Here is an 18,884-nt window from a genome sequence, read left to right as displayed (position 1 = left end):
CGAAGTCCTGACGCGAAGTCCTGGCCACCCGGCCAGTTTCGCAAATGCCGGCGACATCCCAGATTGTGGACAGCTTACAGGAGCCCGCTATGACCGACCCCACTCCTCTGTCTTCACTCTCGTCCGCGCTCGCGGACGTCGTGGCGCGCACCGCGCCGTCCATCGTCTCCGTGCATTCGCATCGCTCCCGCTCGACCGGCTTCGTCTGGAAGCCCGGCCTGATCGTCACCGCCGACGAGGCGCTGGCCGACGAGGGCGAGGTCCAGATCGGCCTGCCCGACGGCAGCACCGCTGTCGCCACGATCGCGGGCCGCGACCACACCACCGATATCGCGCTGCTGCGCGCCAACACCGATATCGCGCCGGTGAAACTGGCCGCAACGGCCCCTCCCCTCGGCTCGCTCTCGGTCGTCGTCACCACCGATCGCGACGCCCCGAGCGCGGCGCTTGGAATGGTATCGGCATCGGGCAAAGGCTGGCGCTCCCTACGCGGCGGCGACATCGATGCGCGGATCGAGCTCGACCTGCGCCTGCGCGATAGCCAGGAGGGCGGGCTCGCGCTCGATGCATCGGGCGAGGCCTTCGGCATGGCCGTGCTCGGGCCGCGGCGCGTGCTCGTCATTCCCACAGCGACGATCGAGCGCGTCGCGGCGCAGCTCGAGACGCGCGGCCGCATCGCCCGCGGCTATCTCGGTCTCGGGCTCCAGCCGGTGCGACTTGACGACGGCGTCGGCGCGATGGTGATGAATGTCGACAAGGCGGGGCCGGCCGCCGCGGCCGGCATTCGCCAGGGCGACGTGATCGTCGCGGTCAACGACCAGAAGCTCTCAGGCGTGCGGGCGCTGTCGCGGACATTGGGGCCGGCGAGCGTCGGCACGGTGGTCGACGTCGCGGTGCGCCGCGGCGGCGAGCCGGCCAGCTTCAAGGTCACGATCGGCGAGAGGCCGGAGGCGTGAGCGCGGACACGACGCCGGAGATCGTTCTGTCCCTCGAGATCGACGATCCCGCCCTTGCCGATCGCCTCGCAACGCTGCTCGCCAGCGTCGCGGGGCTTCGTCTTGCCGCGCCGGGCGAGACCGCCACAGCGACGATCATCGCGCGCGATCCGCGCCGCATGCCCGACGATATCGCGCTGACGCAGCGCGAGCTCGACGTGCTGGCGCTGATGGCTGAGGGCGCCTCCAACAAGATGATCGCGCGCCAGCTCAACATCTCCGTGCACACGGTGAAATTCCATGTCGGCTCACTGCTGGACAAGCTCGATGCCACCGGCCGCACCGATGCGGTCGCACATGCCGCACGCCGCGGCGTGATCGAGCTATGACGTGGGGAAGCTGAGCCGGACCGTGAGACCCGGCGCGTTGTCGTGCAGGGTTATCTCGGCGCCGTGGAGGCGCGCGACGGCTGCGACGAGGCTGAGGCCCAGGCCGTTGCCCGGCGTGTAGCGGCTCTGTTCGAGCCGGGTGAAACGCTTGAAGACGTGATCGCGCTGCTCGGCGGGAATGCCCGGACCGTCATCCGCGATCGCGATGTCAGCGCCGCCCTCGGCGCTGCGGCAGGTCACCGTGACCTGCCCGCCTGCGCGGCCGTGCTTGATCGCATTGTCGACGAGATTGGCGATGGCATCGAACAGCAGGTCGCGGTCGCCCGTCACGGAGACCTCGCGGTCGCCACTGATGCTGAGACGGGTCGCGACCTCTTCGGCGGCGGCGTCGTAGAGCTCGACCACCTCGCTGGCAACCTCGACGAGATTGAGCCTGCGGAAGGCGCCCTTGCGGGCGCGGGTCTCGATCTCCGATATCCGCGTGATGGAGGCGAACATGCCGAGCACGGCATCGAGATCGGCGATGGTGTCGCCGATCAGCGCGGCATCGGCCTCGCTGCCGCGCGGGGTGTGGTAGGCCTTTTCCAGCCGGCCGCGCATGCGCGTCAGCGGCGTGCGCAGATCATGGGCGACGTTGTCGCTGACCTGTTTGACCTCGCCCATCAGCGTCTCGATGCGATCGAGCATCTGATTGAGGTTCTCGGCAACGCGGTCCCATTCGTCGTGGCTGCCGCGCAAGGGAATGCGCCGGTCGAGGCCCGACAGCATGATGGCGCGGCTGGTGGCATTGATCTCCTCGATCCGGCCGACCGTGCGCCGCGTCACCAGCACTGCCGCAAGGCCCGCAAGCATGGCCAGGAGCATCGCGACCGCGAACATCGCGAGCCCGATCATCGCGGTGAAATCGCCGTGATCGCCGGCATTGCCGACCCGGCTCCGCACATAGGCAAGCGTGCCGAAATAGACATAGGCCATGATCGCCGCGACGATCAGCCCGAACACCGCGATCGCGATCAGCGCAAGGCGAAAGGTTGAGGAGCGGAGCGTCTTAGCCAGGAGCACGGAGGCAATATCCGATGCCGCGGATGGTGTGGATCAGCGGATAGGCCTGGGCATCGTCGACCTTGCGGCGAACGCGGCCAACATAGACATCGATGATGTTGGTGGAAGGATCGAAATGCAGATCCCAGACATGCTGGAGCAGCATCGCACGGGAAACGACGCGCCCCTCGTTGCGCACGAGATATTCGAGCAGCTGGAATTCGCGCGGCAGCAGCGGAATCTTGCGGCCGCGGCGGCTGGCATTGCGCGCGATCAGGTCGACGGCGAGATCACCGACGCGCAAGATGGTTTCCTTGGCGATGGTCTCGCTGCGACGGCCCAATGCCTCAAGACGAGCAAGAAGCTCGACGAAGGAGAACGGCTTGACGAGATAGTCGTCGCCGCCGGCGCGCAAGCCGCGCACGCGGTCATCGACCTCGCCGAGCGCCGAGATGATCAGGAAGGGCGCGGCGATGCCGTCATCGCGCAACTGCCGCATCACGGTGATGCCGTCGATATCGGGCAGCATGCGGTCGATCGTGATCACGGCATAGTCGCGTGCCGCGCCGTGGCTGAGGGCCTCGCGCCCGGTCGCGGCGAGATCGACCTCATAGCCCGAGGTGGTCAATTCCTCGACGAGCTGGCCTGCGGTTTCCGGATCGTCCTCGACGACCAGGATGCGGCGGTGACCTCCGGTCATGCGAAACTCCGCGCGACGATCGCCACCAGACTATCCCGTTCCGGGGCTGAGCGGAACCGCCCGGTGGCGATCGCGACAATGGTGCGGTACGGCGATGCGTCTACCAATAGTCTCCGCACACATTGACCCATTGCCAGCCGTAGGGCGTCAAGCTCCTGCGCCAGCAGCCATCGTCGTAATAGTTGTAATAATCGGCGTAGAAGGGCCCGCCGATGAAAGCGAAACGACGGAAGTGATTATGCCGGAAGAAGGCGTGGCGGCCGATGAAGGTCCTGCCGTGCCAGCCGGCGCCGGCAAAGCGCGGTCCGATCGCCGCATGCGCGAAGCGTGGTCCGCCGAAGGCAGGTCGAGCAAAGCCTGGCCCGCCGACACGGGCGAAGCTGGCGCCGCCCATCCCGCCGACACGCATGCCGCCGAAACCTGCGCCACGCATGCCGCCGCCGAAACCTCCGCCATGCATGCCGCCGCCGAAGCCACCCGCATGCATTCCGCCGCCGCCGAAATGCCCGCCGCCGCCGAAGCCGCCATGGCCGCCGCCACCAAAGCCGCCACCGCCAAAGCCGCCGCCGTGCCCGCCGCCACCGCCACCACCGCCGCCACGCGCGAGCACTGGTGAAGCAACCGCCATCATCGCTGCGAGCGTCGCCGCGGTGAAGCTTTTGAGAAGCCTGTTGTTCATCGAAGCATCCTCCTTGCACTGCGGCGGTCACCGCGCCGCACGAGGATGATCAGATGAGGGGAAGGAACGGGCAGCTTCAACTTACAAACGCGCCAGATTCTGACGCGGGTGTTAGGGAGGCCCAGCTCGTGCACTCCCTCTCCCCGTTCTTACGGGGGCGCGACGAGCTTGGCTCGCGCTGAGAGGGTGGGGTGAGGGGCTGTGTCCACGAATTCGATTTAAATTGAGGGCGCACAGGAGCCGGATGGACCATTGATCTGGTCGAGAGTTTGCACTGCCCCTCACCCGGAATCCGCGCTGCGCGCGAATTCCGACCTCTCCCCGCAAAGGGCGGGGAGAGGTTAAAGAAATCAAGCCCGCTTGCCGTTGCTCTTCTCGGCGGCGCGGCGCATGGCTTCGGCGAGGGCGCCGCCGCCGGACGATTCCTGCTTGCGCGGCGCCGACGAGGTCATGCGGCTCGTGTTGCGCGAGTTGTCGCGCTGCATGCCCGGCGCGTCCTTCTTGGCGCCGACCTCGTCGTCGAGGCGCAGGGTGAGTGAGATGCGCTTGCGGGCGACCTCGAAGTCCAGCACCTTCACCTTGACGATGTCGCCGGGCTTCACCACCTCGCGCGGATCCTTGATGTAGTTCCGGGACATCGCCGAGATGTGCACGAGGCCGTCCTGGTGCACGCCGATGTCGACGAAGGCGCCGAAGGCGGCGACGTTGGTCACGGTGCCCTCGAGGATCATGCCCTTCTGGAGGTCCTTGATCTCCTCGACGCCTTCCTTGAACACCGCGGCCTTGAACGCCGGACGCGGGTCGCGGCCGGGCTTTTCCAATTCGCGCAGAATGTCGGTGACGGTCGGCAGACCGAAGGTCTCGTCGACGAAGTCCTTCGGCTTGAGCGTGCGAACGATCTCGCTTGAGCCGATCAGCGCCTTGATGTCGCTCTTGGTGGCCGCGAGGATCCGGCGCACCACCGGATAGGCTTCCGGATGCACGCCGGAGGCATCGAGCGGGTCTTCGCCGCCGAGGATGCGCAGGAAGCCGGCGCACTGCTCGAACGCCTTCGGCCCGAGCCGCGGCACGTCCTTGAGCGCCTTGCGCGACTTGAACGGGCCGTTGGCGTCGCGATGCGCCACGATGCTCTGGGCAAGACCCGAGCCGACGCCCGACACGCGGGCCAGCAGCGGCGCGGAGGCGGTGTTGACGTCGACGCCGACCGCGTTCACGCAGTCTTCGACCACGGCGTCGAGCGATTTGGCGAGCTTGGCCTGGCCGAGGTCATGCTGATACTGGCCGACGCCGATCGCCTTGGGCTCGATTTTGACGAGCTCGGCGAGCGGATCCTGCAGGCGGCGGGCGATCGAGACCGCACCGCGCAGGGTGACGTCGAGGCCGGGCAATTCCTCCGAGGCGAAGGCGGAGGCCGAATAGACCGACGCGCCGGCTTCCGACACCACGATCTTGGACATCTTCAGCTCGGCGAGGCCCTTGACGAGATCGCCTGCGAGCTTGTCGGTCTCGCGCGAGGCGGTGCCGTTGCCGATCGCGATCAGCTCGACGCGATGCTTCATGGCGAGCCGGCCGAGTGTCGCCAGCGACTCGTTCCACTGCCGCTGCGGCTCATGCGGATAGATCACCGCGGTATCGACGACCTTGCCGGTCGCATCGGTGACAGCGACCTTGACGCCGGTGCGGTAGCCAGGATCGAGACCCATGGTGACGCGGGTGCCGGCGGGCGCCGCGAGTAGCAGGTCGCGCAGATTGGAGGCGAACACGCGGACGGCCTCGGTCTCGGCCGCGTTCCAGAGCCGCATGCGCAAATCGATGTTGAGATGCACCTGGATCTTGGTGCGCCAGGCCCAGCGCACGGTGTCGATCAGCCAGCGGTCGCCGGCGCGCTTGAGGTCGGCGATGCCGAACCGCTTCATGATCTTCAGTTCATAGGCGCCCGGAACGCCGGCGGGCGGCGCTTCCTCGGCCTGAATCTGCAGATCGAGAATCTCTTCCTTCTCGCCGCGGAACATCGCGAGGATGCGGTGCGAGGGGAGTTTCGTCAGGGGCTCGGAGAACTCGAAATAGTCGGCGAACTTCTCGCCCTCGGTCTTCTTGCCGTCGCGCACCTTGGACGCCATGCGCGCATTGGTCCACACGTCTTCGCGCAAGGCGCCAATCAGGTCGGCGTCTTCGTCGAAGCGTTCGACCAGGATGGCGCGCGCGCCGTCGAGCGCCGCAGTGGCATCGGCAACGCCCTTCTCGGCGTTGATGAAGCCCTCGGCTACAACCTTCGGATCGTTACCGGGCTCGGCGATGAGCTGATTGGCGAGCGGCTCGAGGCCGGCTTCCTTGGCGACTTCCGCCTTGGTGCGGCGCTTCGGCTTGAACGGCAGATAGATGTCTTCGAGCCTCGCCTTGCTGTCGGCGGCCATGATCGACGCTTCGAGCGCGGCATCGAGCTTGCCCTGCTCGCGCACCGACTCCAGAATGGCCTTGCGGCGATCCTCGAGCTCGCGCAGGTAGACCAGGCGCTCCTCCAGGGTGCGCAATTGTGCGTCGTCGAGCGCGCCGGTCGCTTCCTTGCGGTAGCGGGCGATGAAGGGAACCGTGGCGCCGCCGTCGAGCAGCGTCACCGCCGCCTCGACCTGCTCGGCCCGAACCCCAAGCTCCTGCGCAATTTTCTGGTTGATATTTGCCACGCGAGAATTCCCTCTATCCAAGCACGCGACGCAGACCGAAATCCGGCCGCGGGACGCCGCTTATGGACCAACCAAGGTTGATTCATCAAGGTGCGCCGCGCAACCGTCGACAGAGGATTTTTTTGCCAGACCGATGCGATCTCGCCACAATCGTGGGGATGTCGGCGGCTTCTCGCTTGCGTCACGGCAGACCAGAACAGCAGACCCGTCAGGCTCGCCGAGGAGGCGCACCTAAGGGCGACGGTCAGAGATGACGCGTGCCGCTTGACATCAGCCCCGTGTTCCGCGCCTGTTTGATCTGCCGGACCACCGAACTCCACACGAGGACTATCATGCGGACAACTGCGGTCGGCGTCTTCAAGATCGCCACCAGGGGCCCCGGTGACGTCTCCGGCCTGATGGCCATGATCGGCTCCGGCGCGATCGATCCCAAAACAATCCTCGCCATTCTCGGCAAGACCGAGGGCAATGGCGGCGTCAACGATTTTACCCGGGAATATGCCGTCGCCGCGCTGTGCACCGCGCTGGCGCCCAGGCTCGGGCTGTCGCCAGAGGCCGTCGAGCAACGCATCGCCTTCGTGATGTCCGGCGGCACCGAAGGCGTGCTCAGCCCGCATATCACGGTATTCACGCGCCGCGAGGCCGAGCGAACGGCCAGCCTCTCCGGCAAGCGGCTCAGCATCGGCATGGCGCATACGAGAGACTTCCTGCCCGAGGAGCTTGGCCGCACCGCTCAGATCGCTGAGACGGCCACGGCCGTGAAAGCCGCCATGGACGATGCCGGCATCACCGATCCCACTGACGTTCATTTCGTCCAGATCAAATGCCCGCTGCTCACCAGCGAACGGTTCGCGGCGGCAATCGCGCGCGGCAACAAGACGGCGACGACGAGCTCCTACAGCTCGATGGCCTATTCGCGCGGCGCCTCCGCGCTCGGGGTTGCGGTCGCGCTCGGTGAAACCTCATCTGACATTCGCGATGAGGACGTGCTGCGGCGCTACGACCTGTTCTCGAACGTCGCCTCGACCTCATCAGGCATCGAGCTGATGCACAATGTCGTCATCGTGCTCGGCAACTCGGCGTCGTCAGCGAGCGAGCTCGAGATCGGGCATGCCGTGATGAGTGATGCGATCGATGCCCCTGCAGTGGTGTCGGCGCTGAACAGCGTCGGGCTTGGCACGACGCCGCAGCCGGGCCGCGAGCTCGTCAACATCTTCGCCAAGGCCGAGGCCTCGCCTGATGGCACAGTGCGCGGCTACCGGCACACCATGCTGGAAGACACCGACATCAGCTCGACGCGCCATGCTCGCGCCGCGGTCGGCGGCCTGATCGCGGGGCTTGCCGGCACCGGCGCGATCTACGTCTCCGGCGGCGCCGAGCATCAGGGGCCGGCCGGCGGCGGGCCGGTTGCGGTCATCGCGCGGCTGCCTTAATGACGCCGCGACCCCTCCGCCCGGCGCAACCCTGCCCTTCGCGCCGGCTCGGTTGATTCATGCGGTTCCTTGCGAAAAAGGTGGCGCCCGCATCTTAGGGGATTTGACTTCATGACTTTGCCGATGAGCTGGAATGAATGGGCGCAGCACGATGGCGTCGCGCTGGCGGCGCGCGTCCGCAAGGGCGAGCTGACGGCCAAGGAACTGGCGCGGCAGGCGGCCGCCGGCGTAGCCAAGGTCAATCCGGCGCTGTCGGGCGTGGTCGAGCTGTTCGAGGACGTGATCGCCGAGCCCGCCAAGGACGGCGCCAATCTCGCAGGTCCCTTCGCAGGCCTGCCCTTCCTGATGAAGGATCTCGGCCCGACCATGAAGGGCCGGCTCCAGGAGATGGGCTCGCTGTTGATGCGCGGCAATCGCGCCGCCGCCGACACGTTCCTCACCGGCAAATTCCGCCAGGCAGGACTGAACCTGATCGGGCGCACCACGACGCCGGAATTCGGCGTGTGCAGTTCGGCCGACAATCCCGCCGTCTACGTCACACGCAATCCCTGGAATACCGATTACACCACCTGTGGATCATCGGCGGGCAGCGCCGCGATGGTCGCGGCCGGCGTGGTGCCGATCGCGCATGCGACCGACGGCGGCGGCTCGATCCGCATTCCCGCCGGCGTCAACGGCAATATCGGCCTGAAGGTCTCGCGCGGCGTGTTCTCGCTCGCGCCGCACATGTCCGACCTCACCGGCCTGGTCTCGATCCAGGGCTGCCAGTCGCGCTCGGTGCGCGACACCGCCGCCTTCGTCGATCACGCCCGTGGGCCCGCGCCCGGCGAGTTCATGCCGTTCTGGACCACGGCGCAGCCTTATTCGGAGATGATCAAGCGCGATCCGGGCAAGCTCCGTATCGCGCTGTCCCACACCTGGGGCGATTACACCGCGACGCCGGAGATCGCCGCCGAGCTGGAAAAGACCGGCCGTTTCCTCGAAGGCCTCGGCCATCACGTCGACTACGCGCTGCCCGAGCTCGACTTCCGCGCTGCCTTCGCGGCACAGACCACCTGCTACATCAGCAATTTTGCCGTGGTGATCTCCAACATGCTCGCCGCGCGCGGGCTTGAAAAGCCGCCGGAAGACCTGATCGAGCCCATGAATATCCGGATCTGGGAAGCCGGCCGTCACACCAGCTTCGCCGAGCGCGCGAAGATGCAGGGCGTATTCAACACCACCTCGCGCGGCTTCGGCGCGTTCTTCGAGCAGTGGGACGTGATCCTGACGCCGATCACCGCGCTGCCGACGCCGAAGGTCGGCACAAAAGAATATCTCACCATCTCCGACAATCCCGATGTGCTCGACTGGTTCGGCAATCTCTGGCGCTTCTTCGCCTTCACGCCGCTCGCCAATCTCTGCGGCATGCCGGCGATCTCGATGCCGATGGCGGCGCAAGACCACGGCCTGCCGCTCGGCATCCAGGCGATCGCCAAGCAGGCCAATGACGGCCTGTTGCTGCAACTCGCCGCCCACATCGAGCGCGCGCTCGACGGCAAATGGAACGGCGGCAAGAAGCCGAAGGTGCATGTGAGCTAGGCGAAGCTATTCGCTGCGGATGGCCGCGCGCTTGCGGCCATCCTTCGAGACGCCCGCCGTTGGCGGGCCCTCAGAATGAGGTCTGATTTCGTGGTGATCTCAATTCTTCACCGCCGGAATGTCCTCCGTTGGCTGCTGCTGGCCCTGCTTGTACATCGCCAGAGCCTTGTCGAGCGCTTCACGCAAGGCAAGCGCGGCGGCCACGCTGCAACGCAGATGCGCGGTCTGGACCACGTCGACCCTGACCGCGGCGCCGACCGGCATCAGCAGGTTCGCGGCGAGCTCGATCTGGATCGCGCCGTTGTGATGGCCGAAGCAGGAGGCGCCGTCGAAATAGATGATCGGCGCGCGCTCCGAGCTCGAGCTCGAAATGGTGACGGGCCCCTGAGCGGGCGTTTCGGGGTCGGTCATGGGCGCTCCTTGCGGCTGGTCGAAACGAACGAAGCGCCCACCATCGTTGCTTCCGACCGCCCTGTCGAGGCCCAACCGGCCCGGCCTGCCGGCGCATTCGGGGGTTTTGCGCCGCGCCCGCCACTGGTCTAGAACGTCGTCATGTCCACTCCACCTGCCACCCTCCCCTTCGAGGAACTCGCCGAGGCGATCAAGGGCCGCCGTTCCGATTACGGCCATATCAGCGGGCTCCAGCTCGACCGCTTTGCGGCCGGCGAAGCCTGGTCCAGCCTGCCCTACCGCCCCGTCTTCGTCGGCGATAGCGAGACCGGCGTGCTGCATGGCGGCGTCGTCACCGCGATGCTGGACGAGAGCTGCGGAATGGCCGTGCAACTCGCGCTTGACGGCACACGAGCGATCGCAACCCTGGACTTGCGCATCGACTACCAGAAGCCGGCAACGCCGGGTCTCGACATCAAGGCGCATTCGGTCTGCTACCGTACGACGCGCTCGATCGCGTTCGTGCGCTCCACGGCGTATCAGGAGTCCGAGGATGATCCGGTCGCGACCGCGACCGCCTGCTTCATGATCGGCGCCAACCGCACCAACATGCTCGCCGACCGCAGGATGGATGCGCGCAGCATCCCGACGCTGGAAGCACCGGAGGACCCGGACGGCCCGTTCGCGAGCAGCCCGTTCGCACGCTGCCTCGGCATCCGCATCAATGACGACGGCACGCTGACCATGCCGTTCTCGCCGAAAATCATCGGCAACCCGATCCTGCCCGCGATCCATGGCGGCATGACCGGCGCTTTTCTCGAGACCACCGCGATCGTCGGTGTAACGCGCGAGCTCGGCATCGCCGCGCTGCCCAAGCCGATCGGGCTCACCGTCAACTATCTGCGTTCCGGCCGCGCGCTCGACAGCATTGCCGATGTCTCGATCGTAAAGCAGGGCCGGCGCATCGTCGCTTTCGAGGCGCGGGCCTGGCAAGACGATGCGGACAAGCCGATCGCCACCGCTTTCGGCCATTTCATGCTGCGGCCAACGCCCGGAAGCGACGAGGAATAGGCGTATTTTCCCTTGACGGCAGGGGGCCGGGCCACAACGATAGCGCATTTCCTGCGAGAGGTATTGGGTTGCGGCATCCGCTCGACATCGTCGCCATGTTCGCCGCGCTCTGGCTGCTGGCAGCGATGGTGCTCGACGCGTTGACGCCGAAAGAGCTGACGGCGGTGATGATCGGGATTGCGATCGGGCCCGCCATCGTCATCACCGCCGTGTTCTACTATCTGCGCTGCCCACGCACCGATTTCGCGGTGATGTTCGCGGCGCTCTGGCTGATATCCGACATCGCCATGGCGTTCATCTCGCCGACGCAGCTGCCGCATTTCCTGATCGCGCTCGGCTTCCTGCCGGCCTTGCTGATCGGCATCGTGCTGCACTGGCAGCGCTTCCAACGCCGCCACGAGCGGCTGCCATTGCCGTCCGCAAAGCGCAGCTGAATCGGGTGCCCACTTCTCCCCGACGGGGAGAGGTGAACCGAACTTCCTCAGCTGAAATCACCGCGGCAGCAGATTGGTCTTCGCGAGGTCGAGCACCTCGTCGCCGCGGCCGTTCATCACGGCGCGCAACACCCAGAGGCTGAAGCCCTTGACCTGCTCGGCCGTGATGGTCGGTGGCATCGACAGCTCCTGCTTCGCGGTGACGACATCGAGCAGCGCGGGGCCATTGTGCGCCAGCATCTCCTTCGTCGCGCCCGGCAGCTCGCCGGGGTCTTCGACGCGTTTGGCGAAGATGCCCATCGCACGCGCCATCGCCGCGAAGTCGGGATTCTCCAGATCGACATTGGTGTCGACGAAGCCCGCCGCCTTCATCTCCAGCGCGACGAAGCCGAGCACGCCGTTGTTGAAGACGACGACCTTCACCGGCAGCTTCATCTGCGTCAGCGTGATCAGGTCGCCCATCAGCATGGTGAAGCCGCCGTCGCCCGAGAGCGAGATCACCTGCCGGCCGGGCTGCGCAGCCTGCGCGCCGATCGCCTGCGGCATGGCGTTGGCCATCGAGCCGTGCGCGAACGAGCCGATCAATCGGCGCCGGCCGTTCATGTCGAGATAGCGTGCGGCCCACACCGTGGGCGTGCCGACATCGGCGGTGAACACGGCATCGTCGGACGCGTGGTCGCTGATGACCTTGGCCAGATATTGCGGATGGATCGGCTTGCTACCGGGCGTGCCCTTCGCAAGCGAGTCGAGGCCCTCGCGCGCCCTCTTGTAGTGCGCGACCGCATCGTCGAGATGCCTGCGCTGCGTCTTGGTCTTGAGCAGCGGCAGCAGCGCCTCGATAGTCAGCTTGACGTCGCCGACGAGGCCGAGATCGATCTTGCAGCGCCGGCCGAGATTTTCCGGACGGATGTCGATCTGCGCGACCTTCGCATCAACAGGGAAGAATTGCTTGTAGGGGAAATCGGTGCCGAGCATCACCAGCGCGTCGCAGGCGTGCATGGCGGCATAGCCCGAGGAGAAACCGATGAAGCCGGTCATGCCGACATCGTAGGGGTTGTCGTATTCGACATGCTCCTTGCCGCCGAGCGCGTGGACGATCGGGCTCTTGAGGCTCTCTGCGAGCTGCATCAGCGGCGGATGCGCACCGGCACAGCCGCGGCCGCAGAACAGCGTGATGCGCTCGGCGCCGTTGAGGAGATCCGCCAGCGCCTTGAGCTCATCGGCCTGCGGCACGACCTTTGGCGCGGCCAGCGCAAGCCCGCGCGTCGTCGATATCTCGCGCTTGGGCGGCGAGCGGAAGGCGACATCGCCGGGCATGGCGACGACGGCGACGCCGCGCAGACCGACCGCCGCGCGGATCGCGTTCTCCAGCACATAAGGAAGCTGGCTCGCGTCCGAGACCAGCTCGCAATAATGGCTGCATTCGCGAAAGAGGTTTTGCGGATGTGTCTCCTGGAAATAGCCGCCGCCGATCTCTGCGGTCGGAATTTGCGCCGCGATCGCCAGCACGGGAACACGGCTGCGATGCGCGTCGAACAGGCCGTTGATCAGATGCAGATTACCCGGGCCGCAGGAACCCGCGCAGACCGCGAGGCTTCCCGTCATCTCGGCTTCGCCGGCGGCCGCGAAGGCTGCGACCTCCTCGTGCCGGACATGGATCCACTCGATGGTGCCACGGCGGCGCAGCGCCTCGGTGAGGGCGTTCAGGCTGTCGCCGACGATGCCGTAGATGCGTTTGACGCCGGCCTGTTCGAGTGTTGCCACGAACAGATCGGCCACGTTGTTGATCGCCATGTCGGTCTCCTGATCTCGCCGGTAGAGCAAGATAGGATAAAGCGCGACCGTGACGGCATCACGGCTGGTTTATTGATGCTTCAGTCTTTCGCAATCGCCCGATCATAGGCCACAATCGTCGCCTTCGCGCGCGCCGCGACATCGGCGGCCGACATGCCGGGCTTGTAGAGGCTCGAGCCCAGCCCGAACGCCGTCACGCCACCCTTGATGTACTCGGCAAAGTTCTGATCGGAGACGCCGCCGACGGCGGCGATCATCACGCCTGCCGGCAGCACGGCGCGAATCGCCGCTATGCCAGATGCCCCCAGCACGCTCGCCGGAAAGAATTTCAGGCCCGATGCGCCGGAGCGTGCCGCGAGCAGCGCCTCGGTCGGCGAGAACACGCCGGGCAAGGTCACCATGCCGTGCTGATGCGCGCGCGCCAGCACGTCAGTATCGACATTGGGCGAGACCATCAGCTTGCCGCCGACATCGTTGAGGCGGTCGACGTCTGCGGCAGTCAGGACCGTCCCGGCGCCGATCAGTACGCCGGCCGGCGCGAGCTTCACGGCTGTTGCAATGGAGCGGAACGGATCGGGCGAGTTCAAGGGAATCTCGATCGCGGTCATGCCGGCCTCGATCAGAACGCCGACGATGGCCTCGGTCTCCTCCGGCTTGACGCCACGCAGGATCGCGACCAGCGGACGCTGCATCGGCGGAAAAGGAACGCTCATCTCAAAAATCCTTTTACTTGGTCCAGATCGCAGCAGCGGCCATCGACAGGCCGCGGCGGACCGCTTCATCCGCATCGACCGGTTGCACGGTGACCGACAGCGCATCGAAGGCGAGCCGGTACAGCGTCGCCAGGCGCCCCGACGCAATCAGCGTGATGCCCGCTTTCGGCACCGCGCCGGAAAGCCCGGCAGCGAGCTCGGCGCCGATCAATGTGCCCGACAGCGTTTCGCGCGCCGCAGCCGGCGTGCCGCCGAACAGCAGCTGCCGCGCCCGCGCGCCGAACAGGAGATTGGCGGCGAAGGCCGGAGCTTCGAACGCAGCTTTCACCGCCGCCTTGAAGCTCGCGACATCTTCAGCGTCGTCGGCATTGGCAACCGCGAACGACAAGATCGTCTCGCGCGAGACCACGCTGAAGAGCTCGCCGGTCATGAAGGTGGAGAAATGCGCGACGGTGCCGCCCGTGACGCGCACCCATTTCGAATGAGTCCCGGGCATGCAGACCAGCGCCTCGCCGGCGGCATCGAGGCCAAGCGCGCCGAGCAGCTGCGTCTCCTCGCCGCGCATCACGTCGGGTGCCTTGGCATCGCGCTGCGCGATACCGGGCAGGATGCGGATGTCGCGCGCCTCACCCGGCACGCGCGCGGCCTGCTTCAGGATGGCGGCAAGTGGCGCCGGCGTGTCGACATAGCCGGCCTCGACCCAGCCGGTTTTGGCGCCGGCCATGCCGCAGACCAGAACGGGCAGATGAGTGGGCGCCTCGACCGCACTGAGATGCGATTGCAGCACGCCCGCAAAACCGGTCTTCGCCGCGGCCAGCATGCCCTCGCCGCTGCGGCGCTCGGCCAGCACATGGCCGGCGCGGTCGACCAGCCACAGCCGAAAACTGCTGGTGCCCCAGTCCACCGCGACAAAAGCGGGTTCGGTCATCGTGGCGTGTATCCTTGTCTCACCGGCAAGACGCGTCTCGCGACAATGAGACGGACGCTTGCAAATCCGCCCCGGGATATCGGCTATTGCGGCCGCAAACCAGCCTTTTCTCGCGGGTCTGAGCCGTGGTCCGCGCTGGCACACGCCTTGCTGAAGCCTTCCTACTCACATCCGTGAACCGCGCAGCAAGACGCGTCAACATCAGATGAGGAAACCCATGGAGATCGGCTATTTCACGATGCCTTCGCATCCGCCGGAGTGCGGCCTGAAGGAAGGGAACGACTGGGACTTGCAGGTCATGCGCTGGCTCGACGAGCTCGGCTATCAGGAGGCCTGGGTCGGCGAGCACCACACCGCGCCCTGGGAACCCAATCCCACGCCGGACCTCCTGATCGCACAGGCCTTGATGCAGACCAAGAAGCTTCGCATCGGGCCGGGCGGCTTCCTCTTGCCCTATCACCACCCGGCCGAGCTCGCCAACCGCGTCGCGATGCTCGACCATATGTCCGACGGCCGGCTCAATTTCGGCGTCGCGGCGAGCGGCCTGCCGAGCGACTGGGCGATGTTCAACGTCGATGGCATGAGCGGGCAGAACCGAGACATGACCCGCGAGGCGCTGGAGATCATCCTGAAGCTGTGGACCGAACCGGCGCCGTTCACCCACAAGGGCAAATACTGGACGGTGACCAAGCCGGACACGATGTTCGACTTCCTGAAACCGCACATCAAGCCGCTGCAGGCGCCGCATCCGCCGATCGGCGTTGCAGGCCTTTCGAAGAACTCGGACACCTTGAAGCTTGCGGGCGAGCGCGGCTTCATCCCGATGAGCCTCAACCTCAATCCGGCCTACGTCTCGAGCCACTGGGACTCGGTCGAGATCGGCGCCGCCAAGACTGGGCGCAAGCCGAACCGCCAGGACTGGCGGCTGGTCCGCGAGGTGTTCGTCGCCGACACCGACGAGGAGGCCTGGAGGCTCTCGACCGGTGACATGATGGGCCGGATGATGCACGAGTACTTCCTCCCGCTGCTCGGCCATTTCGGCTTCAAGGACTATCTCAAGCACGCACCTGACGTGCCCGACAGCGACGTCACGGTCGAATATTGCGCCAAGCGAAACTGGATCGTCGGCTCGCCCGCGACCGTCGCCGAGAAGATCGAGAAGATCTACGACGAGGTCGGCGGCTTCGGCGTGCTTTTGGTGTTCGGCTTTGACTACAAGCACAAGGCTGAAGCCTGGCACCATTCGCTCTCGCTGCTCAAGAACGAGGTGATGCCGCGCCTGACGCATCTCGGCTCCGCGCGCAAGGCAGCTTGACCCGATGCGGGTGCGGCGCGATCGTGCCGCACCCGCTTTCATTTCGGAGATTTCGGCGTGAGCGTCGACGCAAAGGATTTCAAGCAGGCCATGCGCCAATGCGCCGGCGCGGTGGCGCTGGTCACCGTCGGCGCCGAGCACGGCAAGCGCACCGGATTGACCGTGACGTCGGCCTGCTCGCTGTCCGACAATCCGCCGTCGCTGATCGTCTGCGTCAACCGCAACGCCAGCGCGCATGCGCGCATCCGCGAGGAAGGCGCCTTCGCGATCAACTTCCTGCACGAGGATCACGCGCTGCTGGCGCTGACCTTCAGCGGGCAGAAGGGCGTCAACGGCGACGATCGTTTTGCCTTCGGCCAGTGGGCGCGCGGCGCGACCGGCGCACCGGTGCTCAGCGATGCGGTCGCCGCGTTCGACTGCGTGCTGGCGCAGGAGTTCGAAACCAAGACCCATTCGATCTTCGTCGGCGAGGTGCGTGGGGTATCGCATTCGGACGCGGCGAGGCCGCTGGTCTATCTGCGGAGCAGTTTCCACGTCCCTGACGAAATCCGCGAGACCGTTTCAGTCGGCGACCTCGACTCGCGACATCTGAGCTGGACGGATTTTTCGTAAGCGGCGCGGCTAGCTCGCTGCACCTTCTCCCCTTGCGGGAGAAGGTGGCGCGAAGCGCCGGATGAGGGGTATGTCTCTGCGTATTCCAATGCGAATTGGACTCGCGGATGGATACCCCTCACCCGTCTCGCCGCTAAGCGGCGAGCCACCCTCTCCCACAAGGGGAGAGGGGAAGAATGCTCGCGGCGTGCAATTAAACCCTACTGCGCCGTCTCGATCTTCAGCTGCTTGATCTTGCGATACAGCGTGGCGCGGCTGAGCTTCAGCGCGCGGGCCGCTTCGGTGACGCGGCCGCTGTGCTTGCGCAAGGCCTCGACGATCGTGGCGCGCTCGGCCGCGGCAAGATCGGGCTCCGCTCCTCGTCCGCCGAACGGCGGCAGATCGAGGTCCGCATCCGTGATGACGCCGTTCTCTGCCGTGCAGCCGGCGAGCCGCAACACGTGGCGGAGCTGACGCATGTTGCCGGGATAGGGATAGGCCGAGAGCAGCGCCCAGACCTCTTCAGAAAGACGACAGTTCGGCGCTTCCTCGCGCGCGATCTGGCGGATGATATCGTCCCTGTCGGCGCGATCGCGTAAGGCCGGCAATCGCACCTCCATGCCGCGCAGGCGGAAATAGAGGTCGGCGCGGAAGGCGCCCTCCTCCGCCATGCGGCCGAGGTCGCGATGGGTGGCGCTGATCAGGCGGATGTCAACCGGCACCGGCCTCCGCGCGCCGAGCGGCCAGACCTCGCGGTTCTCCAACACCCGCAAGAGGCGCGTCTGCAGCGCGATTGGCATGTCGCCGATCTCGTCGAGGAACAGCGTGCCGCCGTCGGCCTGCACGATCAGACCCTTCGACCCCTCGCGCCGCGCGCCGGTGAAGGCGCCGGCCTCGTAGCCGAACAGCTCGGCGTCGATCAGGCTTTCCGGCATCGCCGCGCAGTTCAGCGCGACGTAATCGTTGCGCGCGCGGTTGCTGGCGGCGTGAATCGCGCGCGCGAACACGTCCTTGCCGACGCCGGTCTCGCCATGCAGCAGCACCGGCAGATTGTGATCGCCGATGTTCCTCAAACGCTTGACGCTCTTGACGAGGCCTGGATCGCGGCCGGCGAGCCGGTTCAGCGCGTCGAAGCGATCCGCGGGCACATCTCGCCGCGGAACGGGCGACCTTGCACGCTGCGGCGGCGCGATATGGCCCTGGCCCAAGGCACTGCCGTCGGCGCGGCGCAGCGCGACGACATCGTCCGAGCTACGCCCGGCGTGATGATCGAATTTGAGGTAGCGCGACAGATCGATGCCGGAGGCGATCATGCCATCGGTAAGGCCGAGCAGCGCACGCGCCGAGCGGCAGGCGCCCACGATGCGGCGGTCGTCGTCATAGGCGATGAGGCCGCTGCCGCCGTCGCCCGGCACGGTCGCGATCCAGGCGTTGCGGAAATGGCCGCGGAAGATCGCGCCCTCCACCCGCCGCGTCGCCTCCATCGTCACCGCCAACGCCAGCTGGTGCGCGGTGCGCTCGAGATCCTCGCGGCAGGAGGTGATGTTGATCGCGCCGGCGAGACGGCCGGCCTGGTCGAAAAGCGGCGCCACCGCGCAGGAGAACATGTGCCACTGCGCACGGAAATGCTCGTCGCGATGCACCAGGATCGGCTTCTCCTCCGCAAGCGCGGTGCCGAGCCCGTTGGTACCCTCGAACGTCTCGGCGAAGTTCGAACCGGTGTAGATCTTCCAGTCCAGGAACATCTTTGCGTCGGCCTCGCATGGCAGGCGGCTGAACAGCATGGTCGCGTTCGCGTCAGCGAGGTTGACGCAATAGCCGGCATCGCGCAGCACGCGGGCGAGATCGTCGAGGTCGGGCGTCGCGAGCCTGATCACCTCTTCCATGGGTCCTGCAACGTGACGGATCTCGGCCTCGGTGAGCGTCTGCGGCGGACCTTGGCGGGCGGGATCGAGCTTGTGGCTGATCAGGCAGCGCCGCCACGAATTGGCGATACGCGAGGAGGCATCGACGTCGGCCACATGATTGGCGACGGACAGAACACGGGCGACATGGTTCGAGGCCGAAAGGCTGGCCATCGCGGACGTCTCCACCCTGTATTATCGTGCAAAGTCTGGCAGCACGCGCGGGGATGTCAATCGGGAACCGGGAACGCAAGCACGGCGCGCTGTCTCTTCATCGTCATGGCCGGGCCATAGCCGTCCGAAGG

17 protein-coding genes are annotated in these 18,884 nt (G+C 66.4%); 8 read left to right on the top strand and 9 right to left on the bottom strand.

All coding sequences use genetic code 11. The features are described 5' to 3' along the window. Window positions 1-89 precede the first annotated feature (89 nt). Together AAFG16_RS06825 and AAFG16_RS06820 are read left to right on the top strand one after the other, a co-directional pair. Window positions 90-956: a S1C family serine protease gene (locus AAFG16_RS06825; RefSeq protein ID WP_342738227.1), complete on the top strand. Its 867-nt coding sequence runs from the start codon at window positions 90-92 to the stop codon at window positions 954-956. Then, a complete protein-coding gene (locus tag AAFG16_RS06820; protein ID WP_342738225.1) occupies window positions 953-1,324 on the top strand; it encodes a helix-turn-helix transcriptional regulator in 372 nt (123 codons plus the stop codon). Before AAFG16_RS06825 ends, AAFG16_RS06820 begins: the two co-directional genes overlap by 4 nt. Here AAFG16_RS06820 and AAFG16_RS06815 read toward each other — a convergent pair. The 4 genes from AAFG16_RS06815 to AAFG16_RS06800 all read right to left on the bottom strand — a co-directional run bounded on the left by AAFG16_RS06815 (window position 1,319) and on the right by AAFG16_RS06800 (window position 6,425). Continuing rightward, window positions 1,319-2,386: a HAMP domain-containing sensor histidine kinase gene (locus tag AAFG16_RS06815; protein WP_342738223.1), complete on the bottom strand. Its 1,068-nt coding sequence runs from the start codon at window positions 2,384-2,386 to the stop codon at window positions 1,319-1,321. The two genes, AAFG16_RS06820 and AAFG16_RS06815, sit on opposite strands and share 6 nt — an antisense overlap. Next, complete coding sequence (locus tag AAFG16_RS06810; RefSeq protein WP_027563808.1) at window positions 2,373-3,065, bottom strand: response regulator transcription factor; 693 nt, start codon at window positions 3,063-3,065, stop codon at window positions 2,373-2,375. Before AAFG16_RS06810 ends, AAFG16_RS06815 begins: the two co-directional genes overlap by 14 nt. Before the next feature lie 100 nt (window positions 3,066-3,165). Further along, a complete protein-coding gene (locus AAFG16_RS06805) occupies window positions 3,166-3,744 on the bottom strand; it encodes a hypothetical protein (protein ID WP_342738221.1) in 579 nt (192 codons plus the stop codon). 350 nt (window positions 3,745-4,094) lie between these two features. After that, window positions 4,095-6,425, bottom strand: coding sequence for a Tex family protein (locus tag AAFG16_RS06800; protein WP_342738219.1), 2,331 nt, complete (start codon window positions 6,423-6,425; stop codon window positions 4,095-4,097). A gap of 332 nt (window positions 6,426-6,757) precedes the next feature. Here AAFG16_RS06800 and AAFG16_RS06795 point away from each other — a divergent pair, with 332 nt between their 5' ends. Together AAFG16_RS06795 and AAFG16_RS06790 are read left to right on the top strand one after the other, a co-directional pair. Then, window positions 6,758-7,858, top strand: a complete 1,101-nt coding sequence (locus tag AAFG16_RS06795; RefSeq protein ID WP_342738217.1) for a ring-opening amidohydrolase — start codon at window positions 6,758-6,760, stop codon at window positions 7,856-7,858. A gap of 111 nt (window positions 7,859-7,969) precedes the next feature. Continuing rightward, window positions 7,970-9,439, top strand: a complete 1,470-nt coding sequence (locus AAFG16_RS06790) for an amidase (protein ID WP_342738215.1) — start codon at window positions 7,970-7,972, stop codon at window positions 9,437-9,439. A gap of 99 nt (window positions 9,440-9,538) precedes the next feature. On the opposite strand, the gene AAFG16_RS06785 is transcribed toward AAFG16_RS06790, so the two are convergent. Next, entirely contained in the window at window positions 9,539-9,850 is a 312-nt protein-coding gene (locus AAFG16_RS06785) for a hypothetical protein (RefSeq protein ID WP_342738213.1), read from the bottom strand. 141 nt (window positions 9,851-9,991) lie between these two features. Here AAFG16_RS06785 and AAFG16_RS06780 point away from each other — a divergent pair, with 141 nt between their 5' ends. Both AAFG16_RS06780 and AAFG16_RS06775 read left to right on the top strand, forming a co-directional pair. Beyond that, window positions 9,992-10,900 (top strand): PaaI family thioesterase, encoded by a 909-nt coding sequence (locus tag AAFG16_RS06780; protein WP_342738212.1) that lies wholly within the window; start codon window positions 9,992-9,994, stop codon window positions 10,898-10,900. Window positions 10,901-10,968: 68 nt separating this feature from the next. Then, the gene (locus tag AAFG16_RS06775; RefSeq protein WP_283084107.1) at window positions 10,969-11,334 is read left to right on the top strand and encodes a hypothetical protein; all 366 of its coding nucleotides are present in this window, start codon (window positions 10,969-10,971) and stop codon (window positions 11,332-11,334) included. 57 nt (window positions 11,335-11,391) lie between these two features. On the opposite strand, the gene poxB is transcribed toward AAFG16_RS06775, so the two are convergent. The 3 genes from poxB to AAFG16_RS06760 all read right to left on the bottom strand — a co-directional run bounded on the left by poxB (window position 11,392) and on the right by AAFG16_RS06760 (window position 14,769). Continuing rightward, the gene (gene poxB, locus AAFG16_RS06770) at window positions 11,392-13,128 is read right to left on the bottom strand and encodes a ubiquinone-dependent pyruvate dehydrogenase (protein WP_342738209.1); all 1,737 of its coding nucleotides are present in this window, start codon (window positions 13,126-13,128) and stop codon (window positions 11,392-11,394) included. An 80-nt stretch (window positions 13,129-13,208) separates the two neighbouring features. After that, window positions 13,209-13,841, bottom strand: a complete 633-nt coding sequence (locus AAFG16_RS06765; RefSeq protein WP_342738207.1) for a 2-dehydro-3-deoxy-6-phosphogalactonate aldolase — start codon at window positions 13,839-13,841, stop codon at window positions 13,209-13,211. A gap of 13 nt (window positions 13,842-13,854) precedes the next feature. Beyond that, window positions 13,855-14,769 carry a 2-dehydro-3-deoxygalactonokinase gene (locus AAFG16_RS06760; protein ID WP_342738205.1) on the bottom strand — a complete coding sequence of 305 codons (915 nt, stop codon included), beginning with the start codon at window positions 14,767-14,769 and terminating at the stop codon, window positions 13,855-13,857. 217 nt (window positions 14,770-14,986) lie between these two features. Here AAFG16_RS06760 and AAFG16_RS06755 point away from each other — a divergent pair, with 217 nt between their 5' ends. Further along, window positions 14,987-16,084, top strand: coding sequence for an LLM class flavin-dependent oxidoreductase (locus tag AAFG16_RS06755; RefSeq protein WP_342740859.1), 1,098 nt, complete (start codon window positions 14,987-14,989; stop codon window positions 16,082-16,084). A gap of 57 nt (window positions 16,085-16,141) precedes the next feature. Next, window positions 16,142-16,696 (top strand): flavin reductase family protein, encoded by a 555-nt coding sequence (locus tag AAFG16_RS06750; protein WP_342738203.1) that lies wholly within the window; start codon window positions 16,142-16,144, stop codon window positions 16,694-16,696. Between the two features lie 200 nt (window positions 16,697-16,896). Here AAFG16_RS06750 and AAFG16_RS06745 read toward each other — a convergent pair whose 3' ends face one another. Then, window positions 16,897-18,753 carry a sigma-54-dependent Fis family transcriptional regulator gene (locus AAFG16_RS06745; RefSeq protein WP_342738201.1) on the bottom strand — a complete coding sequence of 619 codons (1,857 nt, stop codon included), beginning with the start codon at window positions 18,751-18,753 and terminating at the stop codon, window positions 16,897-16,899. Window positions 18,754-18,884 lie beyond the last annotated feature (131 nt).

This window comes from Bradyrhizobium sp. B117, from assembly GCF_038969555.1.
Classification (GTDB): domain Bacteria; phylum Pseudomonadota; class Alphaproteobacteria; order Rhizobiales; family Xanthobacteraceae; genus Bradyrhizobium.
Note: the sequence above shows the minus strand (reverse complement) of the source record. Positions and strands in the feature narration are given on the sequence as shown.

What these genes read in the sequence shown, in the direction of transcription:
- AAFG16_RS06810 (WP_027563808.1), bottom strand. Translation starts at nt 3,065, where the DNA reads ATGACCGGAGGTCACCGCCGCATCCTGGTCGTCGAGGACGATCCGGAA.
- AAFG16_RS06760 (WP_342738205.1), bottom strand. Translation starts at nt 14,769, where the DNA reads ATGACCGAACCCGCTTTTGTCGCGGTGGACTGGGGCACCAGCAGTTTT.
- AAFG16_RS06755 (WP_342740859.1), top strand. Translation starts at nt 14,987, where the DNA reads ATGGAGATCGGCTATTTCACGATGCCTTCGCATCCGCCGGAGTGCGGC.
- AAFG16_RS06785 (WP_342738213.1), bottom strand. Translation starts at nt 9,850, where the DNA reads ATGACCGACCCCGAAACGCCCGCTCAGGGGCCCGTCACCATTTCGAGC.
- AAFG16_RS06795 (WP_342738217.1), top strand. Translation starts at nt 6,758, where the DNA reads ATGCGGACAACTGCGGTCGGCGTCTTCAAGATCGCCACCAGGGGCCCC.
- AAFG16_RS06745 (WP_342738201.1), bottom strand. Translation starts at nt 18,753, where the DNA reads ATGGCCAGCCTTTCGGCCTCGAACCATGTCGCCCGTGTTCTGTCCGTC.
- AAFG16_RS06780 (WP_342738212.1), top strand. Translation starts at nt 9,992, where the DNA reads ATGTCCACTCCACCTGCCACCCTCCCCTTCGAGGAACTCGCCGAGGCG.
- AAFG16_RS06805 (WP_342738221.1), bottom strand. Translation starts at nt 3,744, where the DNA reads ATGAACAACAGGCTTCTCAAAAGCTTCACCGCGGCGACGCTCGCAGCG.
- poxB (WP_342738209.1), bottom strand. Translation starts at nt 13,128, where the DNA reads ATGGCGATCAACAACGTGGCCGATCTGTTCGTGGCAACACTCGAACAG.
- AAFG16_RS06790 (WP_342738215.1), top strand. Translation starts at nt 7,970, where the DNA reads ATGACTTTGCCGATGAGCTGGAATGAATGGGCGCAGCACGATGGCGTC.
- AAFG16_RS06765 (WP_342738207.1), bottom strand. Translation starts at nt 13,841, where the DNA reads ATGAGCGTTCCTTTTCCGCCGATGCAGCGTCCGCTGGTCGCGATCCTG.
- AAFG16_RS06825 (WP_342738227.1), top strand. Translation starts at nt 90, where the DNA reads ATGACCGACCCCACTCCTCTGTCTTCACTCTCGTCCGCGCTCGCGGAC.